This window comes from Bradyrhizobium lablabi (genome assembly GCF_018131005.1).
In the GTDB taxonomy this organism is placed as follows: Bacteria; Pseudomonadota; Alphaproteobacteria; order Rhizobiales; family Xanthobacteraceae; genus Bradyrhizobium; species Bradyrhizobium lablabi_D.
On the sequence record NZ_JAFCJK010000004.1, the window covers coordinates 1 to 24,882 of the forward strand.

At 63.0% G+C, this 24,882-nt stretch carries 25 protein-coding genes; 12 read left to right on the top strand and 13 right to left on the bottom strand.

Features of this window, described 5'->3' with window-relative positions; genetic code table 11:
* Positions 1-222: 222 nt before the first annotated feature.
* Entirely contained in the window at positions 223-708 is a 486-nt protein-coding gene (locus JQ553_RS13105) for a RidA family protein (RefSeq protein WP_212500394.1), read from the bottom strand.
* Between the two features lie 214 nt (positions 709-922).
* On the opposite strand from JQ553_RS13105, the gene JQ553_RS34430 reads away from it, so the two are divergent.
* Complete coding sequence (locus tag JQ553_RS34430; protein ID WP_312015137.1) at positions 923-1,126, top strand: SDR family NAD(P)-dependent oxidoreductase; 204 nt, start codon at positions 923-925, stop codon at positions 1,124-1,126.
* A gap of 259 nt (positions 1,127-1,385) precedes the next feature.
* Here JQ553_RS34430 and rfbB read toward each other — a convergent pair whose 3' ends face one another.
* A complete protein-coding gene (gene rfbB / locus JQ553_RS13115) occupies positions 1,386-2,447 on the bottom strand; it encodes a dTDP-glucose 4,6-dehydratase (RefSeq protein WP_212500395.1) in 1,062 nt (353 codons plus the stop codon).
* Positions 2,448-2,458: 11 nt separating this feature from the next.
* Positions 2,459-3,334, bottom strand: coding sequence for a glucose-1-phosphate thymidylyltransferase RfbA (gene rfbA / locus JQ553_RS13120; RefSeq protein WP_212500396.1), 876 nt, complete (start codon positions 3,332-3,334; stop codon positions 2,459-2,461).
* 87 nt (positions 3,335-3,421) lie between these two features.
* Here rfbA and rfbC point away from each other — a divergent pair, with 87 nt between their 5' ends.
* On the top strand, positions 3,422-3,976 hold the full coding sequence (rfbC, locus tag JQ553_RS13125) for a dTDP-4-dehydrorhamnose 3,5-epimerase (protein WP_212500397.1): 555 nt from the start codon (positions 3,422-3,424) through the stop codon (positions 3,974-3,976).
* Entirely contained in the window at positions 3,976-4,872 is an 897-nt protein-coding gene (gene rfbD / locus JQ553_RS13130; RefSeq protein WP_212500398.1) for a dTDP-4-dehydrorhamnose reductase, read from the top strand. Before rfbC ends, rfbD begins: the two co-directional genes overlap by 1 nt.
* A 72-nt stretch (positions 4,873-4,944) precedes the next feature.
* On the opposite strand, the gene JQ553_RS13135 is transcribed toward rfbD, so the two are convergent.
* The gene (locus tag JQ553_RS13135; RefSeq protein ID WP_212500399.1) at positions 4,945-5,232 is read right to left on the bottom strand and encodes a hypothetical protein; all 288 of its coding nucleotides are present in this window, start codon (positions 5,230-5,232) and stop codon (positions 4,945-4,947) included.
* A gap of 389 nt (positions 5,233-5,621) precedes the next feature.
* Between JQ553_RS13135 and JQ553_RS13140 the strand changes: the two genes are divergently transcribed.
* A complete protein-coding gene (locus JQ553_RS13140) occupies positions 5,622-6,110 on the top strand; it encodes a YkgB family protein (RefSeq protein ID WP_212500400.1) in 489 nt (162 codons plus the stop codon).
* Between the two features lie 157 nt (positions 6,111-6,267).
* Positions 6,268-6,570 (top strand): hypothetical protein, encoded by a 303-nt coding sequence (locus tag JQ553_RS13145; protein WP_212500401.1) that lies wholly within the window; start codon positions 6,268-6,270, stop codon positions 6,568-6,570.
* Between the two features lie 24 nt (positions 6,571-6,594).
* Here JQ553_RS13145 and glgA read toward each other — a convergent pair whose 3' ends face one another.
* A complete protein-coding gene (gene glgA / locus JQ553_RS13150) occupies positions 6,595-8,073 on the bottom strand; it encodes a glycogen synthase GlgA (protein ID WP_212500402.1) in 1,479 nt (492 codons plus the stop codon).
* Positions 8,070-9,332, bottom strand: a complete 1,263-nt coding sequence (glgC, locus tag JQ553_RS13155) for a glucose-1-phosphate adenylyltransferase (protein WP_212500403.1) — start codon at positions 9,330-9,332, stop codon at positions 8,070-8,072. Before glgC ends, glgA begins: the two co-directional genes overlap by 4 nt.
* Before the next feature lie 272 nt (positions 9,333-9,604).
* Between glgC and JQ553_RS13160 the strand changes: the two genes are divergently transcribed.
* Positions 9,605-10,837, top strand: a complete 1,233-nt coding sequence (locus JQ553_RS13160; protein ID WP_212500404.1) for a rhodanese-like domain-containing protein — start codon at positions 9,605-9,607, stop codon at positions 10,835-10,837.
* A gap of 78 nt (positions 10,838-10,915) precedes the next feature.
* Here JQ553_RS13160 and JQ553_RS13165 read toward each other — a convergent pair whose 3' ends face one another.
* The 3 genes from JQ553_RS13165 to JQ553_RS13175 all read right to left on the bottom strand — a co-directional run bounded on the left by JQ553_RS13165 (position 10,916) and on the right by JQ553_RS13175 (position 15,137).
* Positions 10,916-11,926, bottom strand: coding sequence for a hypothetical protein (locus JQ553_RS13165; RefSeq protein ID WP_212500405.1), 1,011 nt, complete (start codon positions 11,924-11,926; stop codon positions 10,916-10,918).
* Positions 11,927-12,330: 404 nt separating this feature from the next.
* On the bottom strand, positions 12,331-13,629 hold the full coding sequence (locus JQ553_RS13170; RefSeq protein ID WP_212500406.1) for a serine hydrolase domain-containing protein: 1,299 nt from the start codon (positions 13,627-13,629) through the stop codon (positions 12,331-12,333).
* A 131-nt stretch (positions 13,630-13,760) separates the two neighbouring features.
* Positions 13,761-15,137, bottom strand: coding sequence for a PLP-dependent aminotransferase family protein (locus tag JQ553_RS13175; protein WP_212500407.1), 1,377 nt, complete (start codon positions 15,135-15,137; stop codon positions 13,761-13,763).
* 82 nt (positions 15,138-15,219) lie between these two features.
* Between JQ553_RS13175 and JQ553_RS13180 the strand changes: the two genes are divergently transcribed.
* Positions 15,220-15,639, top strand: a complete 420-nt coding sequence (locus JQ553_RS13180; RefSeq protein WP_249144264.1) for a DUF983 domain-containing protein — start codon at positions 15,220-15,222, stop codon at positions 15,637-15,639.
* Positions 15,640-15,704: 65 nt separating this feature from the next.
* Here JQ553_RS13180 and JQ553_RS13185 read toward each other — a convergent pair whose 3' ends face one another.
* From JQ553_RS13185 to JQ553_RS13200, 4 genes are all read right to left on the bottom strand, one after another.
* A complete protein-coding gene (locus tag JQ553_RS13185) occupies positions 15,705-16,340 on the bottom strand; it encodes an aspartate/glutamate racemase family protein (protein ID WP_212500409.1) in 636 nt (211 codons plus the stop codon).
* 173 nt (positions 16,341-16,513) lie between these two features.
* The gene (locus tag JQ553_RS13190; RefSeq protein WP_212500410.1) at positions 16,514-17,524 is read right to left on the bottom strand and encodes an amino acid ABC transporter substrate-binding protein; all 1,011 of its coding nucleotides are present in this window, start codon (positions 17,522-17,524) and stop codon (positions 16,514-16,516) included.
* Between the two features lie 12 nt (positions 17,525-17,536).
* Positions 17,537-18,886 (bottom strand): aspartate aminotransferase family protein, encoded by a 1,350-nt coding sequence (locus JQ553_RS13195; protein ID WP_212500411.1) that lies wholly within the window; start codon positions 18,884-18,886, stop codon positions 17,537-17,539.
* A 5-nt stretch (positions 18,887-18,891) separates the two neighbouring features.
* On the bottom strand, positions 18,892-19,767 hold the full coding sequence (locus JQ553_RS13200; RefSeq protein WP_212500412.1) for a MurR/RpiR family transcriptional regulator: 876 nt from the start codon (positions 19,765-19,767) through the stop codon (positions 18,892-18,894).
* 93 nt (positions 19,768-19,860) lie between these two features.
* On the opposite strand from JQ553_RS13200, the gene JQ553_RS13205 reads away from it, so the two are divergent.
* The 5 genes from JQ553_RS13205 to JQ553_RS13225 all read left to right on the top strand — a co-directional run bounded on the left by JQ553_RS13205 (position 19,861) and on the right by JQ553_RS13225 (position 24,815).
* Positions 19,861-21,048 carry an ABC transporter permease subunit gene (locus JQ553_RS13205; RefSeq protein WP_212500413.1) on the top strand — a complete coding sequence of 396 codons (1,188 nt, stop codon included), beginning with the start codon at positions 19,861-19,863 and terminating at the stop codon, positions 21,046-21,048.
* Between the two features lies 1 nt (position 21,049).
* On the top strand, positions 21,050-22,171 hold the full coding sequence (locus JQ553_RS13210; RefSeq protein ID WP_212500414.1) for an amino acid ABC transporter permease: 1,122 nt from the start codon (positions 21,050-21,052) through the stop codon (positions 22,169-22,171).
* 102 nt (positions 22,172-22,273) lie between these two features.
* On the top strand, positions 22,274-23,890 hold the full coding sequence (locus JQ553_RS13215; protein WP_212500902.1) for a flavin monoamine oxidase family protein: 1,617 nt from the start codon (positions 22,274-22,276) through the stop codon (positions 23,888-23,890).
* Positions 23,887-24,297, top strand: a complete 411-nt coding sequence (locus JQ553_RS13220) for a cytochrome c (protein WP_212500415.1) — start codon at positions 23,887-23,889, stop codon at positions 24,295-24,297. Before JQ553_RS13215 ends, JQ553_RS13220 begins: the two co-directional genes overlap by 4 nt.
* A 29-nt stretch (positions 24,298-24,326) precedes the next feature.
* Positions 24,327-24,815: a RidA family protein gene (locus JQ553_RS13225; protein WP_212500416.1), complete on the top strand. Its 489-nt coding sequence runs from the start codon at positions 24,327-24,329 to the stop codon at positions 24,813-24,815.
* Positions 24,816-24,882: the final 67 nt, after the last annotated feature.

Sequence of the window (24,882 nt, forward strand, 5' to 3'; positions counted from 1 at the left end):
GACACCACGATCGGCATGCCGAAAACAGTGGCAGTGCGTGCTAGAGCGATCACGTTGTTCAGAAGCATTTGGCGATCAATCGATCCCACGCCGAAAGCAAGTCCGGCTTGCTGATCAACCAGCACCAAGGCGCAATCCTTCGCCTCGATCAGGATGTCGGGCATTGCCCCCGCGGTTCCGGGTCCTGTCATGATTTCGTTAACTCCAAACATTGGGGATCTGTCACCGCGGCTTCGCTTCTGCTCCCGACAGCATGGCCTTGAAGGTGATTTCGATGAGCTGTTCAGAAAAGGCCAGTCTCGTCACGCCGATCAGGTTGCTGGCGCACCGAGGTCGTGCCGTGCCGTAGGCCTCCTTGCGCACCTTGCCCGCGGCAACGAATGCGGCGTCAACATCGAGGACATAGAGCGTCTCCTCGACGACGTTGTCGAGCGTTGCCCCGAAGCGCGCCAAGAGCTTGACGGCATTGGCGTAGGTCGCCCGCATCTGCCGTTCCATCATCGAGAACTCGGCCGGCTTGCCGGATTCGTCGAGAGAAGCAGGCGCGATCAGGTTCCCCTTCTCGTCGTGGCTGAGCTGGCCGGAAACATGAATCGTGTCATCAACCTTGATCGCCTGCGCGTATCCGTAGGCATCTTCCCACGGCACACCGAAATAGGTCGCCTCTTTACCATTCACCGCGGCTACGTTTACGTCGTGATCTTGCATATCGAACCTCCTGGCTTCTCAATCTGGCATCGCGCCTCGGTGGCGGCACTCAAAGCTTCGGTACGACGATGCTTTGGAGAATGACCTTGCAACGCCGGCGAGGGAAATCACCTCTCGCCATAGAGTCGATAGACGATCGTTATTCCCGTCACGCCGCGTGATGCAGTAGCGAGGAATGCCACCAGCCGCATCTGCAGAGACTTCTAGACCTGTCGTGTGCCACGTCGCCGACCGGATGCCCGACAATGGCCGGATCATCGTGATCGGCTCGACCAACGGCGACGCTGTGCCCTTTCCGCGCATAAGCGCCTATGCGCTCACCAACTCGGCGGTGCAGGGCATGGTGCGTGGGCTCGCACGCGATTTCGGCGCGCGTGGAATTACAGCATCGAGCCTGGACCGAGCGACAGCGACATGAATCCAGCGAACGGACCGAGCGCCGAGTTCATGCGTAGCTTCTGGCCATCAAGCACGGCGCGAGAAAACTCGATGCGGGGAATTTCAATGGAGACCGGTTCGTATCCGAACGCTCATGGACAGGGTGAGGCTTGCGTCAAATTCGCCATCAACGGTCCCTTGGTCGCGGCTGTGCCGGAGCCTGCCACCTTGGCCGTCCGAATAAACATCTGCGCTGTAGGGGTCGGCTCCGCGCGGCACGCCCGTGGGTTGCCTCGCGGTTAGCCCAATCCGATGCGGGCCTGGCGATATCCTCCATCGAGGATAGCCCGCCACCAATCACGGTTCTCGTGATACCAGCGGACGGTCTTCGCCAATCCGCTCTCGAAATTCTCCGCCGCCTTCCACCCCAGTTCGCGTTCGAGCTTCGAGGCGTCGATTGCATAGCGTCGATCGTGTCCAGGCCGATCGGCGACGAACGAGATCAGCCTTCGTCTTGAATCGGGTCCGGGAACCAGCCCGTCGAGCAGGTCGCAAATCGCTTCAACCACTTCGAGATTGGTCCTCTCGTTGCGGCCGCCGACATTGTAGGTTTCGCCGACCACGCCCCGCTCGAGCACCTTTGTGAGCGCTCGCGCGTGATCCTCGACATAGAGCCAGTCGCGGATGTTGCGACCGTCGCCATAGACCGGCAAAGCCTCTCCCGCGAGCCCCTTGATGATCATGTGGGGGATCAGCTTTTCCGGGAAATGGTAGGGACCATAATTGTTGGAGCAGTTCGTGATCATGGTCGGAAGTTCGTAGGTTTCCCGCCAGGCACGGACCAAATGATCGGAGGCGGCCTTGCTCGCCGAATAGGGAGAGTTCGGCGCATAGGCGGTGGTTTCCGAGAACAGGCCGCTCGCGCCCAGTGAGCCGAATACCTCGTCGGTCGAGACGTGGAGCAAGCGAAATGCGGCTCGTGCCTCCGGTGACAGGCTGCGCCAGTAGCGCAGGGATTCCTGCAGCAAGGTGAACGTGCCGATGATGTTCGTCTGCATGAACTCGTCCGGTCCGTCGATCGATCGGTCGACATGACTCTCGGCCGCAAGATTGATAACCGCATGCGGGCGGTACTTGTCGAAAAGTCCACGCAGGGAGGGTGCCTCGCGGATGCATTGCCGCTCGAAAGCATATCGCGGGTTCCCGACGGCGCCCGGCAGCGAGTTGAGATTGGCTGCATAGGTGAGCTTGTCGATGTTGACGACGCGCGCGCCGGTGTCCGCCAGCAGATGACGCACGACGGCGGAGCCTATGAAGCCCGCGCCGCCGGTGACGAAGACAATACTGTCCTTGAAGCGCACGATCTGACGAACTAGCTGGCGAACGAACGAGCGACGGATTTCAGATATTCTCCGTAGCTGCTCTTTGCGGTCTTATCGGCCGTGCGATTGAACGCTTCAAGCGTAATGTATCCTTGCCGCAATGCGATCTCCTCCGGGCAGGCGATGCGCAGCCCCTGGCGTTGTTCGAGAATTTGGACGAAGTGGCTGGCCTCGACCAGCGACGAATGGGTGCCGGTGTCGAGCCATGCGAAGCCGCGGCCAAGCACTTCCACAAACAGATCTCCACGCTCCAGATAGGCCTTGTTGACGTCGGTGATTTCGATCTCGCCTCTTGCGGAGGGTTTCAGTCCCGCCGCGATGTCGACCACGTCGTTGTCGTAGAAATAGAGCCCGGTCACAGCGACGTTGGATTTCGGGACCTTCGGCTTTTCCTCGATCGATCGTGCCCGTCCGCTCTTGTCCAATTCGATCACGCCGTATTGCTCGGGGCTGTTCACGTAATAACCGAACACAGTGGCGCCGCGCTCGCGGCCGGCGGCCTTCGTGAGCATTTCGGGTAGTCCGTGGCCATAAAAGATATTGTCGCCAAGAACGAGCGCGACGGGATCGTTCCCGACGAAGCGGCGGCCGACGATAAAGGCATCGGCCAATCCGCGCGGCGTTTCCTGGCTGGCGTAGGAGAAGGTGAGGCCGATCTCTGAGCCGTCGCCGAGCAGACGCTGAAACAGAGGCGCGTCCTGAGGCGTCGAGATGATGAGAATGTCGCGAATGCCACCCAACATGAGAGTGGATAGCGGATAGTAAATCATCGGCTTGTCAAAGACCGGCAGCAACTGCTTCGAAACGACGGTCGTTACCGGAAAAAGGCGTGACCCGGTTCCGCCGGCGAGTATTATGCCCTTCATTGTTCCTCGCAAATTCCCAAGTAAAGAATATCACTTGTGGTGCGACGCACAAGTTTGTTTACGGCACCTAAGATTTGAGAAGTGTAAATGAAGGTAATTCCGACAGATATTCCTGAGATTTTGGTTATCGAGCCTGAATTATTCGGCGACCAGCGAGGATTTTTCCTAGAAACCTACCAGCTTGCGCGCTATGCGGCGCACGGCATCACGCGGCCCTTCATCCAGGATAATCTTTCGCGTTCGCGGCGCGGCGTGCTGCGTGGGCTGCATCTTCAGAATCCTTCGACGCAGGGCAAGCTTGTGACCGTTCTTAGCGGGTGCGTGCTCGATGTCGCCGTTGACGTCCGCATCGGAAGTCCGACCTTCGGGCGTCACGTCGCTGTCGAGCTGAACGACGAGAACCGGCGTCAAATGTGGGTTCCTCGCGGCTTTGCCCACGGTTTTGCGGTGGTCTCTGAGACCGTGGATTTCTTCTACAAATGCGACGAAGCCTATAGTCCCCAGCATGAAGTTGCCATCCGGTGGAATGACCCGGCGATCGGGATCGCGTGGGGGATTACCAATCCTGCGCTTTCCCCGAAAGATGCCGCGGCGCCGCTGCTCGCTGACGTCAAGGGCCTGCCGAGATACGGAGAGGTCTGATGCGGGTTCTCGTGACGGGAAGCGCGGGCCAGGTTGGCGGAGCTCTGTTGCCGCTTGTCGAAAATCAAGCGGTCGTATTGGCGCCGTCGCGCCAGGACTTTGATCTGTCTCGACCCGCTGACCTGCCGGACAGGCTGAGCGCGCTGAAGCCGGACCTGATTATCAATCCTGCAGCCTACACGGTGGTTGACCGGGCCGAAGACGAATCCGAACTCGCATTCCGCATCAATGCGGAGGCGCCTGGCGCAATCGCAGAGTGGGCCGCGCGCCATCGGGTTCCTTTTCTCCATTTTTCCACCGACTATGTCTTCGACGGTTCGGGAGCGGCGCCCTGGCGGGAAGACGGCCCCACAGGACCTCTTTCCGTCTATGGCGCGAGCAAGCTTGCAGGCGAGGAAGCGGTGAAAAGCGCCGGTGGGCCTCATCTCATCGTTCGCACATCCTGGGTGTATGCGGCGAAGGGCGCGAATTTCCTCCGCACGATTGCGCGGCTCGCGGCCGAGCGGGAGGAGTTGCGGATTGTCGACGATCAGATTGGGGCGCCGACCTCGGCGCACGCAATCGCTCATGCGGTCTGCACGATCCTGCCACCGGGCTTCGAGGACGTCGGCGCTGCACTGGAGAAGCGCGGAGGGATCGTCAACATCGTTTGCGCGGGAGAGACCAGTTGGTACGGCTTCGCGGTCGCGATCGTTGCAGGCTTGAGGTCGCGAGGCGCCAATCTGAGGGTAGAGCGCATCCTTCCAATAGGGTCCGCAGAATTCCCGGCAAAGGCGAAACGCCCCTTCAATTCACGCCTTGATCTAACGCGGTTGCGCCATGCATTCGGTGTGAGCATGCCATCATGGCAGCAGGCGCTTGATCGCGAACTGGACTTGATCCGGGAATTGGCCTGAACGATCCTGTCGTGCGGTCTCGGCACCAGAGCCGCCCCGGTCAGTGCCTTCCCGCAGGCGTGGCAGCACGAGTCAGTTGCAGCAACCCGTTCGGGCCTTGCTTAAGGTCGCCCCGATTTGCGCGTCACGACATTGCAGGTTCACGGGGGTCGAACTGATTGTTCCTTCACTCACACCGTCGCGCGCCATCGTCTCGATCGTTGTCCAGTTCTCCCGAAAGATTCTGGTCGCCTCGTTGGCGCTAGCCGCCTGGATCGTCAGGCTGCAGGCGCGTCTCGCGCCGTTGCTGGCCAGTTGAAAATAAAAAACATATCCAGGCGAATCCGCGCTCACCGCGCCCGGCCGGGGTTGCTGCTGCATGAAGGCACTTTCCATTGTGAGTCTGTGGCCCGTTGCAGGCAGGATCGAACCTCGATGCGGCACAGTCGTGTTTGCAGTCGGGCAATCTGCGCGATCGTGCTTTTTCTTCGACGGTGTTGCCCGAATTCAACACCGGGCAGGGGAGTCCGGTCCGACGAAAGCGTGGACACGTGCAGGATCGACGTTTGCGCACCCTCGCGACAGCTTGCAGTTGTGGCGGATAGAGGTGCGATCTCACCGGCCGTTTCGGCGATTTCGTGTACACACCATCGTGAACCGGGCGACCGGGCCTGCGGGTAACGGCATCACCGAGTCCTACGTAGCTCCGAGTAGAACAAGGCCGGCGCGCCGGCCGATGTTGCTATCGTATAATCAGAAAAGAGCTCTTCATGGATATGTCATTCAACGTCGCCGAAAAGGGCGGCGGATCATACAGCCTGCTCGCGATCCTGCGCTGGGTCATGGTCATCATCTTCGTGTCGTTCGGCATGCAGAAATTCACGCTGCAGTCGGCGCAGGGCCTGGTGCAGTTCATCAGCAACAGTCCCTTCATCTCATGGATATCGGTGTTCGGCTTCAGGGGCGAAGCCTATGTCCTCGGCGTCATCGAGTTCATCATCGCCGCGCTGCTGGTGGCGGGCGCGTTCAGCCCCATCCTGTCGGCTCTCGGTTCGCTGATGGGTGTGGTCACGTTCATGATCACATGGTCGTTCTTTTTCACGACGCCGGGCGTCGTGAAGTGGAGCTGGTCGACGGATCCGATGGCCTGGAATCTCGCCGGCGAGTTCATCTTCAAGGACATCGTCCTGCTCTGCGTCTGTATCGTGCTGTTCCTGGCTTCGCTGCCGAAGTCCGTCGTCGGGTTGCGGGCTCCGTAGTTGGCTGCGTTTCGACGGCAGTGCGGTTCTCACAGTAAAATGCAGCCACATGACAAGGCTGCCGAAACGGGGGAGAGAGATGCAAAAATCGCCGTGGCGCTGCCAACCCTTCGGCTGTATAAACCGGTAGCTTCTTCTCCTAAACGAAGAGGCTGACATGATCGATTTGCATACGTGGCTTTCGCAACAGCACCACGGCTTGCGGACCTTCAAGACCTTCCAGCAAAAACTCGAAACTTTGAGCCGCGACGACCCGGAGCAGCGCGCCTTGTGCCGGCTGCTGAGCGGCCTCGTCGGCAGCTATATCGAGGCGTTCGACGAAGAGCCATTGCCCGTCGCGGTTGCCGATCAGGCGTATGGCCGCCTGCTCGACCTCGTGGCAAGCCTCGATCTTCGGGCGAATGCCGATCGCCGGCTTGCCGACGTCAACCGCATTGCCGCCTGCGATCTCCTGCATTGATCGCGCAGGAAGTCCGGTTCTGCTTCAATCAGCGCCGATGATGCTCTGGTCACGGCGCGTCGCCGCTAATTCGCGGTAGAGCGCGGCGTAGCGGCCCGCGCGATTGTGCCACGACACGTCGGTCGTCATGCCGTTGTGCTGAAGCCGGCGCCAGGTCACCTTGTCGTTGAACAGGAGGTTGGCCTTGCGCAGGGCGTGGGCGAGCGCCTCCGGGACGACCGGGCCGAACTTGATGCCGGTCGCTTCGCCGCCGGCGACTGCCGCTTCGTCGACATCCAGAACCGTGTCCGCGAGGCCGCCGACATCGGAGACGATCGGGACCGCCCCATAGCGCAGAGCGCACAACTGGGTGAGGCCGCAGGGCTCGAAGCGCGATGGCACGACGAGCGCATCCGCGCCGGCCTGGATGAGGTGGGCGAGCTCCTCGTCATAGCCGATCACGACCGCGATCCGCCCCGGATTGGCGTGCGCCAGCGACTGATAGCGATCCTGGAGATCGCGGTCGCCGCTTCCGAGCAGCGCCAACTGCATGCCTTCGCTCAGGAGGGTTTGGGCATTCTCGAGCAGCAGATCGAGACCCTTCTGCCAGGACAGCCGGCTGATGACGCCGAGCAGCAGCGCGTCCGGTGACGGATCGAGGCCGAAGCGTTGCCGCAGCGCCGCCTTGTTTGCCGCGCGCGCCGGCAATTGCTCCGCGCAGAAACGAGTAGCGAGATGCGGATCGGTGCCCGGATTCCACACCGAAACGTCGATGCCGTTGAGGATGCCACTCAGCACCTCGGACCGTTCACGCAACAAGCCAGCAAACCCCATGCCGCCTTGATCGCTCTGGATCTCGCGCGCATAGGTCGGGGACACCGTGGTGATGCGATCCGCGAACTGCACGCCCGCCTTCAGGAAGCTGATCGTTCCGTAATATTCGACGCCGTGGATGGTGTAGGACTCGGCGGGCAGTCCGAAAGCGGCGAGCATCTCCGGCGAAAATTGGCCCTGATAGGCGAGGTTATGCACCGTCATCACGGTGCCCGGCCGCGGACGCCTGCCATAGTGCAGGTGGGCGGGAACAAGCCCGGCCTGCCAGTCGTGTGCGTGCACGACGTCAGGTACAAAGGACGAAACGGCACCCTGGCCAATCTCGGCGGCCATGCGCGAGAGCGCAGCAAAGCGGATCCCGTTGTCCGGCCAGTCCCGGCCGTCCGGCCCGAGATAGGGATTGCCCGGGCGTGCAAACAGATGCGGTGCCTCGAGCGCATAGAGGTCGAGGCCGTCGTGCCGGCCGCCGAGCAGGCGGATCGGCCCGCCGTAGAAGTCCGGCCGGTGCAGCAATGTTTCCGCTGATTGCAGCGCCTTGAGAACGTCGGGATACCCAGGCACCAGCGTCCGGGTCGCGATGCCGTGCTCCTTCAAGGCGGCCGGCAGCGCACCGACGACGTCGGCAAGGCCGCCGGTCTTGACGAGAGGAAAAATTTCCGAGGCGACCGCGAGGACGCTGACCGATGTCATGCGCCGAGCCTGTCGATCATCGGCTGCGTGATCAGCGAGATGCCCTGCGGGGTGGTGCGGAACCGCTTCGCATCGAATTCCTGGTCCTCCCCGACCACCAGTCCCTCCGGAATCTGAACCCCCCGGTCGATGACGACATTCCTGAGCCGCGCGCCCCGGCCTACATTGACGTAAGGCATGATCACCGCATTTTCGATACTGGCAAATGAATTGACGTGCACCCCGGTGAAGAGAAGGGAGCGGCGCAGAGCCGCACCGGAGATGATGCATCCTCCCGATACCAGCGACGTCACTGCTTGTCCGCGCCGCCCGTCCTCGTCATGAACGAACTTGGCGGGCGGAGTGATTTCGGCATAGGTCCAGATTGGCCATGCGCGGTCGTAGAGGTCGAGCTCCGGCAGGACATCCGTGAGATCGATGTTGGCGGCCCAGTAGGCGTCGACGGTGCCGACGTCCCGCCAATAGGCGCGGGGATCGTCGCCGGAGCGGACACAGGATTCGCCGAACTGATGAGCAACCGCCCGGCCGTGCTTCACGAGATGGGGGATGATGTCCTTGCCGAAATCATGGCTCGAATTCGGATCGGCCGCATCGCGCCGCAGCTCGTCGAACAGGAATTCTGAATCGAACACGTAGATTCCCATGCTGGCGAGCGACCTGTCGGGCTTGCCCGGCATCGGCGGCGGATTGATCGGCTTCTCGAGGAAGGATTGGATGACGCCGTCATTATCGATATGCATGATGCCAAAGCCGCTCGATTCCGCCCGCGGCATCTCGAGGCAGCCGACGGTCACGTCGGCGTGGCTCTCGACGTGCTGCTTCAGCATCAGCTCGTAGTCCATCTTGTAGATGTGGTCGCCCGCGAGCACGACGATGAACCTGCTGCCGTGCGGCTTGATGATGTCGATGTTCTGATAGACGGCATCAGCCGTGCCGAGATACCAGTTCGTTTCCGAGACACGCTGGCTCGCCGGGAGGATATCAAAGCTCTCGTTGCGTTCCGGGCGAAAGAAGTTCCAGCCCATCTGCAAATGCCGGATCAGGCTGTGGGCCTTGTACTGGGTTGCCACCGCGATGCGACGGATGCCGGAGTTCACCGCGTTGGAGAGGGCGAAATCGATGATCCGCGATTTTCCGCCGAAATAGACCGCCGGCTTGGCGCGCTTGTCGGTCAGCTCGAGCAGCCTGCTGCCGCGCCCGCCGGCGAGCACGAACGCAAGCGCGTGGCGCGACAGCGGTTCTTGTCCGGCGGTTCTCATGTTGGTCCTCCCAGCCGTAAGGCCATGGCTCCATTACCTTCTCTTGTCCGGAAGGTTTGGTCGGGCGCCAATGCGGCCGACGGCGAGCCTAGCAAGCACAACCATTGTTAGCAAAGCGGCATCCCGGCCTTTCGTTCCGCGGGCTGGCATTTTTGGCCGCGGCCGCCGGGCTCGCAAGCGGAGGCCGAACCGCATCGCAGAAACCATTGACGAGGCAGCGTTTCGGTATAGAGCACTCGGTGAATCCGTCGTCTCGCGCGAGCCAGCAATCCATGAGTATTCCAACCGTCACGCCCCAGGACATCCGCGCTGCGCTACTGCTGCGCCGGGAGATCGCGCTGCTCGATCTCAGGCATGAGGCGGCGTTCGCCACCGGTCATCCTCTGTTCGCCGCCAACATGGCGGCTGGCCGGATCGAGATCGAAGCCAGCGTGCGGTTGCCGCGCAAGGATGTGCCGATCGCTGTTTATGATGACGGTGAAGGTCTGGTCGCCGCCGCGAAGGATCAATTCGAAGCCCTCGGCTACCACAATGTTCGCGCGCTGGCCGGGGGCCTCCAGGCCTGGCGTTCGGCCGGCTACGAGGTATTCCAGGACGTCAATTCCTATGCCAAGGCGTTCGGCGAGTTGGTCGAGGCGCGCCGCCATACGCCGTCGCTGAGCGCGGACGAAGTAGCATCGTTGATCGCAGACAAGGCCAATATCGTCATCCTCGATGTCCGCCGCTTCGATGAATATGCCACGATGAACATCCCGGGGTCGGTCAGTGTGCCGGGCGCCGAACTCGTGCTGCGTGCGGCCCGCGCCGCCCCCGATCCCGAGACCACCATCATCGTCAACTGCGCGGGCCGCACGCGCTCGATTATCGGAACGCAATCCCTGATCAATGCGGGGCTGCCAAACAAGGTTCAGGCATTGCGCAACGGCACGATCGGCTGGACGCTCGCCAAGCATCGCCTTGAACATGGCGCCAATCGGCGCGGCGGCATCGGCCTGTTCGACCACGCCGGCGACAATGCCCGCGAGGTCGCCTATCGCGCCGGCGTGCGACATATCGGTATGCGCGAACTGGCCACGCTGCAGAACGACGGTACGCGCACGCTCTACCGCTTCGACGTCCGCGACGCGGACGAATATGCGGCCGGTCATCTTCCGGGCTTTCGTCACTACGCTGGCGGCCAGCTTGTGCAGGAGATCGACATCGCGGCTCCCGTGCGCGGCGCGCGCATCCTGCTGAGCGACGACAGGAGTGTCCGCGCGGAAATGACGGCTTCGTGGCTCGGGCAGATGGGGTGGGAAACTTACGTCGTTGAAGGCGGCTATGACAGCGCGCTCGAGGTCGGGCCGCCGCAGGTTGTGCCAAAACCAGATCCCGCGCACCGTTACCGGCGTCCCTATGAGGGCACCGACGTGGCGGAGGCAGCGATGCAGGCCTATCTCGACTGGGAATTCGGCCTTGTCGAGCAACTGCGCCGCGACGCAACGCACGGGTTCTACGTGATCTGACGGACGAGGTGCGCCGGCCTCGCCCACCGGACAAGGCCGATCCACCTCTTGAGGTTTGATGCTTGACCTAGTCGGCCGTCATTTCGGCAGCGCGACGGGCTTCAGCGTGAACGGGCCAGGATCCTTTTCCTTGTTGTCGCCGATGATATAGGACAGCTTGCCCTCGGCGATCCAGCCGATGTCACCGACCTGCGTCACCGAGACCGGCTCGGTGAGCCCGTCCTTGATGGTTTCAATCTTGGCGTCGTCACCCGTCACCGTAACCTTGTCGAGCTTGCCACTGCCCTCGATCAGCAGGAAGCCATTGCCATGGGCGCGGAAGGCATCGGCATGATCGAGCGGATGCGACGATTTTAGTTCCGTCACCGCGCCGGCCTTGCCGTCCTTGAGCGCCACCCGAAACAGCTTCGCGGGGATGTAGGTCGTGACATAGAGATTGCCGTCCGCGCCGATGGCGATACCGTCGAGTCCGACGCCGTCCTTTGCGGGCGCGAGCTGAGGATCGGTGACGAAGGTTGCAAGCGCCGTGCCGCCCGGTTTCAGGCTGTACACGATCGGCGTGAAGGAATCGGTCACGTAAGCCGTTCCGTCGCTGCCGACTGCGATGTCGTTGCAAAGCGATTTTGGATCGCTCAGCGCAAAGCTGCCCTTCGGCGCACCGCTCTTGAGGTCGAAGGTCTTGAGCCACGAGCCCTTGACGTCGTTCGGACCGGCAACGCCGAAGCCGCTGATGTCGTTCGAGCAGACATAGAGCGTGCCGCTCTTCTCGTCCGCCAGTACGCCGAGCGTCGAGCGGCTGTCGCCGGCGCCCGGCTTGACGAATTGCTCCGCCTTGCCGCCTGACGACACCTTTGTCACGCCACCGAGGTTGAAGCTGCCGACGTAGAGTGTGCCGTCCGATGTCGACGTTATGCTCTCCGGAAAGCTCTTGTCGGGGACGCCAACCGGTGATTCCGCGCGCACGGCCCCTGTCGATGCGGGGTTGAGCATGATGATGATGGCCGCCGCGCTAAGCGCAGTTCCACGACGGATACTGAGCGGTTCTCCCTTTGCGAGCGGACGTTCCGTTCTGCCGTTCTGTCTTGTCATGATGGCGTTTCCTGATGGGACATGGTCCGACCAGGCAGGAAGTTCGAGGCGATCGTCGCCGGTCGACGGCTTGTTGTTGTCTGCAGGTTCCCGACCGGGATTGCTCACCGCCTGCCTTGTCGCCAACGATATATACAATAGTATATAACGAGAGGGAAGCGGTGACGATGGAGAGAGCCGATTATGGAGCCTGAGCTGATTGCGCAGCACCGATGCTTGTGCTGTGACGGCGTTATCTGCGATCTCGCCGATGACGGTGCAGTCGGATTCGACCACCGGATTGGCCTGTTCTCGGACGAATGCGCGTTCATCTGCAACGACTGTACGGTGAGCTTGATCGAAGCGGCAGCCCGGCGAAGGCAGCAAACGAGCCGCCGAAGGTAGCTGTGCTGCGATCACCGCGTTCAGTTAGCCCCGAACGCGTCGTAGACCAGCTTCTTGAATGCCGGTGTGATGCGGCCGCGTTCCTTCTGGGTCTGCTCCAGCATGATGTAGATCATGTCGAGCTTTCGATCGACGCCGAAATAGGTGCCGCTGCCGCTGTCCCATTTCAACTCGCCGATCGAGCCCGCCGGCGGCGGCTTCGCGTTGCCCGGATCGGTGCGCACGGCGATGCCATAGCCATAGCCGAAGCCGTCGCCCGGGAAATAGAAATAGTCGCGCGCGATACCTGAGCCCGGCCCGATATGATCGGTTGTCATGTCCTTGAACGCCGCGGGGCTGAGATAGCGCTTGCCGTCAAATTCTCCGCCATTCAGCAACATCTGGGCAAAGCGCGCATAGTCTGTCACGGTCGACACGAGCCCGCCGCCGCCCGACTCCCATTCGGGGTGCGTGCGCCGGTCATGCTCGGCGGCGAGCAGGATCCTGTCGGTCGGCAACGGCTCGGCCATCCGCGCGCGTTCCTCGTCGGTGTCGAGCACGAACTTGGTGCTGGTCATATGCAGCGGATCGAGGACGCGCTCCTTCTCGAATGCGTAGAGCGTCTTGCCCGAAACGATCTCGATGACGCGGCCAAGCACGTCGGTCGAATGGCCGTAGCGCCAGAGCGTGCCGGGCTGCCGCGATAGCGGCAGCTTCGCGATCCGTTCGGCAAACTCCCTGTTGTCGAACTTGCCGTCGTACAGATGGCCCTGCGAGTAGAGCTGCTCGATCCATTTCGCGCCGATATATTCGTAGGTGATGCCGGAGGTGTGCCGCATCAGGTCCTGTATCGTGACCGGGCGTGCCGGCGGCTCCAGCTCCAGTGTCGCCAGGCTGTTCTCATCCGGCGGCTCGATGCCGACCTGCACGTTGGCAAAGGATGGTATGTACTTCGACAGCGGATCCTGCAGCGACAGCTTGCCCTCGTCGATCAGCGTCATGGCCGCGACACTCGTGATCGGCTTGGTCATCGAATGCAGCGCGAAGATCGTGTCGATCGTCATCGGCGCCTTGGTGGTGACGTCGCGCATGCCGAAGGTCTTGAGATAGACCGGCTTGCCGTGCTGCTGGATCAGGATCACGGCGCCGGGAATTCGTCCGGTCGCGACCTCGTTGTCGAAGAACTCGGTGATGCGCTCGAGCTTTTCCGGCGACGGAGTGGGGACGTCGGCCGCACGGCAGGCGCCGATGCAACCGGCGAGGGTTGCGATCACCAAGGCTATCGCTCGAAGCAGCCGCGGTGCAACCGAAGCGAGCCGCCGATTAAATCCGCTTGACATTGAAGAGAGCGTCCCGATTGTCTGATGCGATCCTGAAATCATTCTTCAGGGATTGCCTGCCGACTGTAGCGCGGGCACCAACCGGTATACAGTGCGTTTCCGCGGCGTCGTGCTGCGACGAACGTCGCGGCCTACACAATCTGGGTTGCGCCGACCGGCGCTCGCACCGCGTTCGACAGCATCTGGAGCGCATGGCTCAACTCGGCGCGGTTGCGCGCTGCGCCAAGCGACACGCGCAGGCCGCGCGTAGCGCCGCTTCCGACCGCGAAGGCATCTTCGCCGACAATAGCCAAACCATTGCGCATCAAATGCGATAGCAGGTCCGTGCCGTCGAGGTCCCTGGGCAGCGGCATCCAGAGGTGATGGCTTGCCGGCCGCGCCGCATAGGTGACACCTTTGAGGAAGCGCGCCGCGAGCTGTTGGCGCGCCGCCGCCTCGTTGCGAATGGCGCGGATGATCTCGCCGGCAACGCCGGATTTGAGCCACTGTGTGACCAGCGCAACCATCAGAGACGGCGGCATCTGCATCGTGGCCTGCAGGCCCGCGCGCATGCGCTGCTCGGTGGTCGGATCGGGTGCCAGAAAATAGGCAACCCGAAGCGCCGGTGCGATGCATTTGGAGATGCTTGCGGCGTAAAAGGTGCGTTCGGGGATTAGCGTTGTGATCGGTTCGACTTGCGGCTCGAGCGGGCCATAGACATCGTCCTCGATCAGGACGCAGTCGCTCTTGCGGATGATTTCGGCGATCGCCTTGCGCCGGGCGGCGCTCATCGTTGCCGTGGTCGGATTCTGTTGCGTCGGCACCAGATAGACCGCCTTTGGCTTGTGCTTGCGGCAGGCTTCGTCGAGCGCGTCGGGATGAGCGCCTTCGCCGTCCATCGCGACGCCGACCAGCCGGATATCGAGCCGCGCGGCGGCGGCCTTCACGCCGGGAAACGTCAATGCTTCCGTCAGGACCACGTCGCCTGGCGAGGCCAGCGCGAGCAGGGCGTTGAAGATGATGGCCTGCGACCCCGGATAGATCACGATGCGGTCGGCCGACGCCTGCGGCACGCGCGCCCGCAACCAGTTCGCCGCGACCTCACGCTCCCCGGGCGTGCCGCCGGGACGTGCATAGCCCAGATAGGCGCTGAAGCCGGCGTCTGAGCGGATGGTCGCAAGCCCCTGCGCGATGCGCAGATCGAGATTGGCTTCGACCGGCTGCGGCGGAAGGTTCATCGACAGATCGATATTGACCGGCGCTGGCAGGTCGGAAGCCGCGCGCGCGGTCGTCTCCGATACGAAGGTGCCCTGGCCGACGCGGGCCTCCAGCAATCCGCGCCGCCGCGCCTCGCCATAGGCCCGCGTCACTGTGGTGAGATCGATGCCGAGCGCGGACGCCAGCGCGCGATGGGTCGGCAGCCGCTGGCCGCGCACCAGCCGGCCGGCGGCGATATCGGCTCCCAGCGCATCGACGATGCGCAGGAACATCGGGCCTTGCCATTCGGAAACTGTAGGGATCCAATCCATGCAATCTGGGCCATTTGTCTTTGATTGTAGGCGCTAGAATACATATTGTATGGATCAACAGATCAGGTCAAGGATGACGGCAATGGTACAAGCGGTTTCCCTGTCAAAGGCATTATGGCGCGGCTTTACGATGAAGTGCCCGAACTGCGGGCGCGGCCATTTGTTCGGCCGTTTCCTGAAAGTCGCCGATCATTGCGAGGTGTGCGGCGAGGATTTCACCCCGCAGCGCGCCGACGATCTTCCGGCCTATCTCGTGATCGTCGTGGTCGGCCACATCGTCGTGCCGACGCTGCTCTGGGTCGAGATGACCTATGCACCGCCCGCCTGGCTGCAGCTTGCGATCTGGCTGCCGGTGACGCTGTTCAGCGCGCTCGCGCTGCTGCAACCGACCAAGGGCGCGATCGTCGGCCTGCAATGGCAGACTGGCATGCACGGATTCGAAACGACACGGCGGCACGCGATGCAAACGTGCCGCGGCGTCGGACGAATTAGCGAGGCGTAGTTCGCCGGTCCACATCCCTCTCTCCCTCATCAGCACAGGGCGGATGAGGTCGGCGACCTGGACGCTCAAATCACGCCCAGCATTGCCTTCAGTTTCGCCACGGCGCTGTCGGGCGTCGTCAGCACCGGCCTGCCGGTTGCTTCGGCAACGCGGTCGGCCGCCGGTGCCATGCTGTACTGGGCGAGCGCGATCAGATCGCAGTCCCGTAAAGCCCGGGACGTCTCGACCACAATGCGGTCATGCTCGGCTCGGTCGCCGCGATCGAGCGCGGCGAGAGCACCTTCGGCGAGCCTGGGCACGAGCTGGACGGACGAAGGAAACTCCGGCGGCATCGAACCGAGCGTCGGCGGGAAGGTCGAGAGCAGCCCGATCCGCTTTCCCTTCGCCGCCGCCTGTTCGATCATGGCCTCGTTCGGCTTCAGCACCGGCATCGGCGCATGTTCGCGCGCGACCGCCTCGATGCAGGGACCGAATGCGGAGCATGTGAAAAGGATGCCGTTGGTGCCGGTGCCGGCCGCATATCGGCCGATGGTCAGGAAGCGCTCTGTCATGCGCTCGGTGAGCCTGCCGTCGCGCGCGAGGTCGGCGGAAAGGCTATCGTCGAGCAGGTTCATCAGCCGCGCCTGCGGCCATAATCTTGCGAACGACGCCTCGATCGGGGCGATCGAGTGTTTGAGAGCGTGAACGAGGGCGATGCGCATGACGTCGTTGTCTCTTCTCCCTCTCCCCGCACTTCGCTGGGAGAGGGTCGGGGTGAGGGGCTCTATCGGCGTGGAAGGTGGGAGGAGGATTCGCGGGAGACTCCCTTTCACCCGTCATTCAAGCTCTGCTTGAATGACGACCTCTTCCCGCAAGCAGGGAGAGGTGAAGGTCATTATTTGAACGGAATCGCGTACATCAGGCCGCCCTTGCTCCAGGTGCCGTTGAGGCCGCGCTCGAGCTTCAGGGGGCTAGCCTTGCCGACATTGCGCTCGAAGATCTCACCGTAATTGCCGCCGGACTTGATCGCAGCTACCAGCCATTTGTTGTCGAGGCCGAGGCGCGAGCCGAGATCACCCGAGGTGCCGAGCAGGCGCTGGATCGCTGGTATCTGCGACTTCGTCATTTCATCGACATTGGCCTGGGTGATGCCGAGCTCTTCGGCCTCGATCAGGCCGTAGTGCAGCCAGGTGATGATGTCGCTCCAGACCTCGTCCCCGTTGCGGGTGAATGGGCCGAGTGGCTCCTTGCTGATGGTTTGCGGCAGTACGACGTAATCGGCCGCGTTCGGTGCCGCGGTCGCGACCGCGCCGGCGAGCGCAGAGGCGTCCTGAGTCATGGCATCGCAGCGGCCCCCGAAGAAGGTTTGGTACATGGTGTCGACGCGGTCGAACACCAGGGGCTTCCAGTCGATGCCGTTGGCGCGGCCGTAGTCGCCGAGCGTCACTTCATGCGTGGTGCCCTGGGCGACGCAGACGGTCGCGCCGTTGAGGCCCTTGAGATCCTTCACGCCGGTGTCCTTTTTCACCACAAACCCCTGACCGTCATAGAAATTGACCGGGCCTTGGCGCAGCCCCAGGGTGACACCGCGGAGAAAGGTCTGAGTCGAATTGCGGTAGAGCACGTCGATCTCGCCGGATTGCAAGGCGGTGAAACGGTTCTGCGCGGTCAGCGCGACGTAGCGCACCTTGTTGGGATCGCCGAGCACGCCGGCCGCGAGCGCGCGGCAGTAGTCGACGTCGAGGCCCTTGTAGTTGCCTTGCGAGTCCGGCGCCGAGAAGCCGGCAAAACCGGCGCTGACGCCGCACACCAGCGTGCCGCGCTGCTTCACGGTGTCGAGGGTGGCCGCGCTTGCGCTGGATATGCCTGCGGCGAGCAAGCCCGCCGCAATCATCACTTTCCTCATTCTGTCCTCCTCCTAGTGACCAACACTTTTCAACGCGCTGTCTACCGCAGCGCCGAGTCTCTCGACGATCATGTCAATGTCGCCGGAAGTTGCGATGTAGGGCGGGGCGAGCAACACATGGTCGCCGTTATGGCCGTCGGCCGTGCCGCCCGCGGGATAGCAGGCAAGGCCGCCGGCGAAGGCGGCGGATTTGATCCGCTGGTGCAGTTTCAGTTTGGGATCGAACGGCCGCCGCTTGCTGCGGTCGGCGACAAGTTCGATCGCCCAGAACAGGCCGCGGCCCCTGATGTCGCCGACATGTCGATGATTGCCGAAGCGTTCGACAAGGCGGCGCTCGAGCTGGTTGCCGCGTTGCTTGACCCGGTCGAGCAGGCGTTCGTCGCTGATCGTTCGCTGCACTTCGAGCGCGGCAGCGCATGCGAGCGGATGCGCCAGATAGGTGTGGCCATGCTGGAACGCACCGGAGCCGCCACGCACAGTATCGACGATGGTGCCGCTCGCGAGCATCGCGCCGATCGGCTGGTAGCCGCCGCCAAGGCCCTTGGCGATCGCCTGGATGTCAGGCGCGATGCCTTCCTGTTCCCATGCGTGCAGCGTGCCGGTGCGTCCCATGCCGCACATCACCTCGTCGAGGATCAACAGCGCGCCGTGGCGATTGCATATTTCGCGCACCGCCTTGAAGTAGCCTTCCGGAGCCGGGACGCAGCCGGCGGTGGCGCCGACCACGGGTTCGGCGATGAAGGCCGCGACCGTGTCGGGGCCGAGTCGCTGGAATTCGGCCTCCAACTCGGCGGCAAGTCGCGCCATGAAGCCGGCCTCGGACTCATCATCGCGCTTTTCGTGATAGGCGAAGGCCGGCGTGACATGGCTGAATGACGGCGACAGCAGCGGGGCGTAGGGCTCGCGGCGCCAGGCATTGCCGCCGGCCGAGAGCGCGCCGAGCGTATTGCCGTGATAGCTCTGGCGGCGTGCGATGAAACGCGTCCGCTTCGGCTCGCCGCGCTCGATGAAATATTGACGCGCCAGTTTGATGCTGGCCTCGATCGCTTCCGATCCGCCGCTGACGAAATAGGCATAGGCCAAGCCGCCGGGTTCATGGCCCACCAGGCGCTCGGCCAATTCTTCTGCGGGCTCTGACGAGAAGAAGGCCGTATGGGCATAGGCGAGCGTCGAGGCTTGCCTTGCGATCGCGTCGAGCACGCGTGGATGCTGATGGCCGAGGCAGGAGACCGCGGCGCCACCGGAGGAATCGAGAACGCGGCGGCCATCTTCCGCGATCAGCCAGACCCCATCGCCGCCGACTGCTTTCGGCGGCGTCTCGCGCAGGCTTCGGTGCATCACGCGGCTCTTGGTGGCTGCCATGACAGTCATCCTCTCTCGGAAAAATATTGCGACGTCTCGGCCAGCCGGTCCTCGGTCTCTTCCAGCCTGCGCTTAGCGCCCGCGCCGCCCAGCGTGAAGGCGACGGCTGCGAGCGACTGCGCAATGGCGATCGCGCCGGTAAGGCTCGGGAAGAAGCCGGGAGAGGCGGCGGCTTCATACAGCAGGAGGTGATCGGCGCCTTCGGCCATCGGCGCGGCAATGGTGTCGGCGATCGCGATCAGCGTTGCGCCTGCCCGATGCGCGGCGCGCGCCGACAGCACGCTCGCGGTGGAGTAGGGCGCAAAGCCAATGACGACGACCGCATCGCCGGCGCGGAAGGCGCCATGGTCGATATCGTCGGGCCCGGAACCGCCGACGAGTTGCACGGCGCCGGGACGGAACAGGCGAAGCTGGTAGGTCAGGAGTTCCGCGACGCTGCGGCAGCTACGAAAGCCGGCGATCCAGACCCGGTCTGCTCCGTGCAGCGCGCGCGCGGCGTCGGCGATGGCGGTCGATGAGATGCGTCCGAGACCCGCGGCCTCGGCTTCCAGCTTCTCATTTACCAGCGTGACATCCGCATTGGGGCCGGCGCGGCGGCCCCTGGCACGTCCGGAGAACGGCGCGGCCTGCGCCGGCCGGCGCGCTTCGGTCAGCGCCGCGCGCAGTTCGTCCCAGCCGGAATAGCCGATTGCTTTTGCAAGGCGGGTGAATGAGGCGGGATCGGCGCCGGCGACGGCGGCGAGTTCCCGCATCGAGCGCGTGGTTGCGTCATAGTCGTTGGCGGCGACAAACCGGCCGACTTCCTGCAACCGCATCGGCAGCGATGGCAATGCGCTGCACAATTCGTTCAAGGGCGACGCTTTCGGCTGGGCCTGAGCCATGAAACATATGTTGCACGAATATGAATTTGGTGCAACATATGAAGTGCGCACCCCGCGCATGGCAGAAGATCGCTTTCAAGGGGATCCGGTGCTGTGACGACGTCGACGCCGAAACGCCCTCCTGCGCGGCCCTGGCGGCTTTCGCTGAGCGATCCGCGCGTCGCCGGTCTGTTCTGGCAGATCGTGGTGGTCGCCATCGCAGTCGCGGCCGTCGCCTGGCTATGGTCAAACGCCGTCCATAATCTCTCGGTGCGGCGCATCTCGACCGGCTTTGCCTTCCTTGGCCGCGAGGCCGGCATGCCGATCGCCGATAGCTGGATCGAGTACAGCCCGAAGAACACCTACCTGCGCGCCTTCATCGTCGGCATCGTCAATACGCTGCGCGTCGCCGTGATCGGCATCGTGCTTGCGACCGTGCTTGGAACGGCGGTCGGCATCGCGCGGCTGTCGTCGAACTGGCTGCTGTCGCGGCTTGCCGCCGTGTATGTCGAGGTGCTGCGCGACCTGCCGCTGCTGCTGCAACTGCTGTTCTGGTACGTGCTGATGCAGGGGCTGCCGGCTGCGCGGCAGGCATGGAAGCCGGTGGAAGGCGTGTTTCTGTCGAATCGCGGCCTCGTGCTGCCGTCGATCCCACTCGATGCGGCCAATCTGTGGACGACCCTCGCCGCGGTTGTCGGATTGACCGTGTTGCATTTCATCCGGCGACGGCTGATCGCGCAACAGATGCTGGACGGGAGGGCGCGGCCAGCCTGGCCCTATGCAATCGTCCTCGTTGTCGTGCTGCCGGCGCTGGTGTCGCTCCTGTCGGGTGCGAGCTGGCGTATCACGCTGCCCGAATTGCGCGGCTTCAATTTCGTCGGCGGACTGACGTTGGCGCCGGAATATTTCGCACTGCTGATCGCGCTCGTCACCTATACCTCGGCCTTCATTGCCGAGATTGTGCGCAGCGGCATCCAGGCGGTGCCACGCGGGCAGTGGGACGCCGCCAAGGCGCTGGGGCTGAAGCGCAGCTTCGTGCTGCAACACATCGTGCTGCCGCAGGCGCTGCGTGTCATCATTCCGCCAATGACGAGCCAGTACCTGAACCTGACCAAGAATTCCTCCCTGGCAGTTGCCGTCGGCTATCAGGACATCGTCTCGATTGCCAACACCACGCTGAACCAGACCGGCCAGGCGATCGAGGCGATCGCGCTGATCATGATGGTGTTCCTCACCATAAGCCTCGGCATCAGCCTGTTCATGAACTGGTACAATGCGCGGATCGCGCTGGTGGAGCGCTGACATGACCTCGATCGCTCACATTCCCGAGGATCCGCTTCCACTCAGCCGGCCGCGCGCGCGGCGGACCCTCGGCGGCCAGATCGTCGTCTGGCTGCGCGCAAATCTGTTCGCCTCGATCCCCTCGACCATCGTCACGCTGCTGCTTGTGGCCTTGCTTGGCAAGGCCTGCGTCAGCCTCTGGCAATGGGGTATCGCCAACGCGGTCTGGATCGTCGCAGGCAACGACACCGCCGCCTGCCGCGCGTTGCGCGGGCTGGGGGCCTGCTGGGCGGTGATCCCCGAGAAATACCGCTTCATCCTGTTCGGCACCTACCCGTTCGAGGAGCAGTGGCGACCGGCGCTCGCGGTACTGATCTTCATCTTGCTGTTTGTTCTTTCCAGCCGCCGCAGCTTCTGGCGCAAGGAATTGATCCTGCTCTGGGCGGGCGCGCTGATCATCATCGGACTCTTGATGTGGGGCGGCATTTTCGGCATGTCTTATGTGACGCAGGATCGCTGGGGCGGCTTGCCGGTGACGCTGATTTTGGCAACTTTCGGGCTTGCCTTCGGATTCCCGCTCGGCATCCTGGTCGCGCTCGGTCGGCGCTCCAAGCTTCCGGCGATCCGCTCGCTTTGCGTGCTCTATGTAGAGTTGATCCGCGGCGTGCCGCTGATCAGCCTCCTGTTCATGGCGAGTGTGATGTTTCCGCTGTTCATGCCCGACGGCGTCAACATCGACAAGCTGCTGCGCGCACAGATCGCCTTCGTGCTCTATGCCGGCGCTTACCTGGCCGAGGTCGTGCGCGGCGGCCTCCAGGCAGTGCCGCGCGGACAATATGAGGCGGCGGATGCGCTCGGGCTGTCATATTGGCAGAAAAATGCGCTGATCGTGCTGCCGCAGGCGATCCGTCACGTGATACCGCCGCTGGTCAATACCTTCATCGCCTTCTTCAAGGACACCAGCCTTGTTCTGATCATCGGCATCTTCGACCTGCTGACGACGGCGAAGACCGCGATTATCGACCCGGCTTGGCAATCGTTCAGCGTCGAGGTCTATGTTTTCGTCGGGCTGATCTATTTCGCGTTCTGCTTTGCAATGTCACGCTATAGCCGCAGTCTTGAGTCGCAGGCCGCGCCGCGCTGACTGTGCCTCCCTGGCATGCATCAAAAGCGCGTGTGGCTGCGCGCGGAACGCAGGCGCTTTCTTGACAGGGTCGTGCCCAACCTCTTCCCTCATCCGCGGATGATGAATTGTGGCTGGGATCGCGGCGTGCAAAACGAACCTGTCGTCAAGCGGCGTGACCTGCTCGCGCTGATCGGCACCATCGCCGGCAGCTCCGCGATGTATCACGCAATGACCAGCCTCGGTTTCGCGTCCGAATCCGCCTACAGGGGGCCACCCAGGCTCGCCGGCGATCCGAGGGGCGCTTCCGTCCTGATCCTGGGCGCCGGGCTCGCCGGCATGACAGCGGCGCTGGAACTGCGCAAGGCCGGCTACAAGGTTCAGGTCCTCGAGTTCAACAACCGCGCCGGCGGCCGCAACTGGACGATCCGTGGCGGCGACACTGTTGTCGAACTCGGCGGCTTCACGCAGAAATGCCAATTCGAGCAGGGACTCTACATCAATCCCGGCCCGTGGCGGATTCCCTATCACCACCACGCGCTGCTCGACTACTGCCGACGTCTCAATGTCACGTTGGAGCCATTTATCCAGCTCAATCACAACGCGTACCTGCATGCGACGCGCGCGTTCGACGGCGCGCCGCAGCGCATCCGCAGCATCAAGGCCGATTTCCAGGGCCAGCTGTCGGAACTGCTCGCCAAAGTGACCCAGCAGGGCAAGCTCGACGAGGCGATCACGAAGGAGGATCGCGAGATCCTGTTGCAGTCGTTGCGTGCCTGGGGAGCGCTCGACCGCGACTACAGGTACAATGCCAATCTCATCTCGGCCGCGTTCCGCGGTTATGCGCGCGATCCTGGCGGTGGGCTGACGGCCGCGCCGGTGCCCGGCGAGCCGGTCGCGCTGTCGGAGATCCTGCGCTCGCGGCTATGGCGCTACCTGCAGGCCTTTTCCCTCTACAATTTCCAGACCACGATGTTCCAGCCGGTCGGCGGCATGGACATGATCGGCAAGGCGTTCGCGCGTGAGGTCGGCGACGTCATCCGCTACAATGCCAAGGTCACGCAGATCCGCCAGAATGGCAGCGGCGTCACCGTGAGCTATGTCGATACCGCGAATCCGTCCGCCGTGCAGCAGGCGACCGCGGATTGGTGCATCTGCACCATCCCGCTCTCGATTTTGAGCCAATTGGCGATCGACGTCAGTGCGCCCCTGAGGAACGCGATCGACGCCTTGCCCTATGCCGGTGCGGTGAAAATCGGGCTGCAGTTCAAGCGCCGCTTCTGGGAAGAGGACGAGGCGATCTATGGCGGCATCAGCTTTACCGACCTTCCGATCCGCCAGATCTCCTATCCGAGCTACGGCTTCAACCGCGCCGGCCGCGGCATCCTGCTCGGCGCCTATCTGTTCGAGGGCGCCAATGCTTACGAATTCACGGCCATGACGCCTTCCGAACGGGTCGCGAGCGCAGTCGAATTTGGCGCCATGATCCATCCGCAATACAAGGCGGAGTTCGAGACCGGCGTCGCGGTCGCCTGGCATCGTGTGCCTTTTACGCTCGGTTGCAGCGGCGAGTGGACCGATGCCGGACGGGCACAGCATTACCGAAATCTCTGCCAGATCGACGGCCGCATTGTGCTGGCGGGTGAACATGTCTCCCACCTGCCGGCCTGGCAGGAAGGCGCGATCCTGTCCTCGCTCGACGCTATCGCGCGGCTGCACGAACGCGTGGTGAAGACATGATGGCCCAAGTAGTGACGAGAGCCGCGGTGGTGCTGGCGCTGCTGTCAGCGACCGCGGTGTTCGCAGAGGACAATACGGCGAGCAGACGCACGTTCAGTTCCGACTATCGCTTCGTCGAGATGACCGGCGAGGAGCTGTTCGCCAATGTCTGTCAGGGTTGTCATATGCCGGATGCGATGGGCGCGACCGGCGCCGGGATCTATCCGTCGCTCGCCGGCAACCAGCACCTCGAATCCAGCGGATATCCGATCTACGTCATCATTAATGGCAGGCACGGCATGCCGGCGTTCGGCGACATGATGACCGATGGCCAGATTGCCGCCGTTGTGAACTATGTCCGCACGCATTTTGGCAATAATTTTCGGGATGCGGTGACGGCCAGCGACGTCCAGGACGCGCGCCGCTAGAAGCAGTCCATACTTTTGGGGAGGCCATCATGAAGCTCGTTGCGATCGTGCTTGGTTCAGCGCTGTCGGCAATGGCGACGGCGGCGGCCGCGGACGTGATCCGGCACCCGATCCCCAATTCGACATTCCCGATCGCACAGGCCGTGACGGTCACCGGTGGTACCACGACAGTCTATGTCAGCGGGCAGGTGCCGCCGGTCGTGAACAAGGACGCCGATCCGTCCAGCCCGCAGGCCTACGGCGATGTGAAGACCCAGACGGTCGGCGTACTCAACCGCATCAAGGGCATCCTGGAAGGCCTCGGGCTTGGCATGGGCGATGTCGTCAAGATGCAGGTTTTCCTGGTGCACAACGCCTCCGCGCCGATGGACTTCAAGGCGTTCATGGACGGGTATACCCAGTTCTTCGGTGGCAGCCAGCCGAACCTGCCGGCGCGATCGGTGGTCGGCGTCGCCTCTCTCGCCAATCCCGGCTTCCTGGTCGAGATCGAGGTGATCGCGGCAAAGGACGCGAAGTAGCGCTGCCTGCGCGCGAAAATTGAGGGCTCGCCATCTTGCCAAAGCACGTGCCGCCTGTCTGAATTCG

Bases quoted from the DNA above. Each gene is read 5' to 3' on its own strand.
- JQ553_RS13105 (WP_212500394.1), bottom strand. From the start codon at position 708: ATGCAAGATCACGACGTAAACGTAGCCGCGGTGAATGGTAAAGAGGCG.
- rfbA (WP_212500396.1), bottom strand. From the start codon at position 3,334: ATGAAGGGCATAATACTCGCCGGCGGAACCGGGTCACGCCTTTTTCCG.
- rfbC (WP_212500397.1), top strand. From the start codon at position 3,422: ATGAAGGTAATTCCGACAGATATTCCTGAGATTTTGGTTATCGAGCCT.
- rfbD (WP_212500398.1), top strand. From the start codon at position 3,976: ATGCGGGTTCTCGTGACGGGAAGCGCGGGCCAGGTTGGCGGAGCTCTG.
- JQ553_RS13135 (WP_212500399.1), bottom strand. From the start codon at position 5,232: ATGCAGCAGCAACCCCGGCCGGGCGCGGTGAGCGCGGATTCGCCTGGA.
- JQ553_RS13140 (WP_212500400.1), top strand. From the start codon at position 5,622: ATGGATATGTCATTCAACGTCGCCGAAAAGGGCGGCGGATCATACAGC.
- JQ553_RS13145 (WP_212500401.1), top strand. From the start codon at position 6,268: ATGATCGATTTGCATACGTGGCTTTCGCAACAGCACCACGGCTTGCGG.
- glgA (WP_212500402.1), bottom strand. From the start codon at position 8,073: ATGACATCGGTCAGCGTCCTCGCGGTCGCCTCGGAAATTTTTCCTCTC.
- glgC (WP_212500403.1), bottom strand. From the start codon at position 9,332: ATGAGAACCGCCGGACAAGAACCGCTGTCGCGCCACGCGCTTGCGTTC.
- JQ553_RS13160 (WP_212500404.1), top strand. From the start codon at position 9,605: ATGAGTATTCCAACCGTCACGCCCCAGGACATCCGCGCTGCGCTACTG.
- JQ553_RS13165 (WP_212500405.1), bottom strand. From the start codon at position 11,926: ATGACAAGACAGAACGGCAGAACGGAACGTCCGCTCGCAAAGGGAGAA.
- JQ553_RS13170 (WP_212500406.1), bottom strand. From the start codon at position 13,629: ATGTCAAGCGGATTTAATCGGCGGCTCGCTTCGGTTGCACCGCGGCTG.
- JQ553_RS13175 (WP_212500407.1), bottom strand. From the start codon at position 15,137: ATGGATTGGATCCCTACAGTTTCCGAATGGCAAGGCCCGATGTTCCTG.
- JQ553_RS13180 (WP_249144264.1), top strand. From the start codon at position 15,220: ATGGTACAAGCGGTTTCCCTGTCAAAGGCATTATGGCGCGGCTTTACG.
- JQ553_RS13185 (WP_212500409.1), bottom strand. From the start codon at position 16,340: ATGCGCATCGCCCTCGTTCACGCTCTCAAACACTCGATCGCCCCGATC.
- JQ553_RS13190 (WP_212500410.1), bottom strand. From the start codon at position 17,524: ATGAGGAAAGTGATGATTGCGGCGGGCTTGCTCGCCGCAGGCATATCC.
- JQ553_RS13195 (WP_212500411.1), bottom strand. From the start codon at position 18,886: ATGGCAGCCACCAAGAGCCGCGTGATGCACCGAAGCCTGCGCGAGACG.
- JQ553_RS13200 (WP_212500412.1), bottom strand. From the start codon at position 19,767: ATGGCTCAGGCCCAGCCGAAAGCGTCGCCCTTGAACGAATTGTGCAGC.
- JQ553_RS13210 (WP_212500414.1), top strand. From the start codon at position 21,050: ATGACCTCGATCGCTCACATTCCCGAGGATCCGCTTCCACTCAGCCGG.
- JQ553_RS13215 (WP_212500902.1), top strand. From the start codon at position 22,274: ATGAATTGTGGCTGGGATCGCGGCGTGCAAAACGAACCTGTCGTCAAG.
- JQ553_RS13220 (WP_212500415.1), top strand. From the start codon at position 23,887: ATGATGGCCCAAGTAGTGACGAGAGCCGCGGTGGTGCTGGCGCTGCTG.
- JQ553_RS13225 (WP_212500416.1), top strand. From the start codon at position 24,327: ATGAAGCTCGTTGCGATCGTGCTTGGTTCAGCGCTGTCGGCAATGGCG.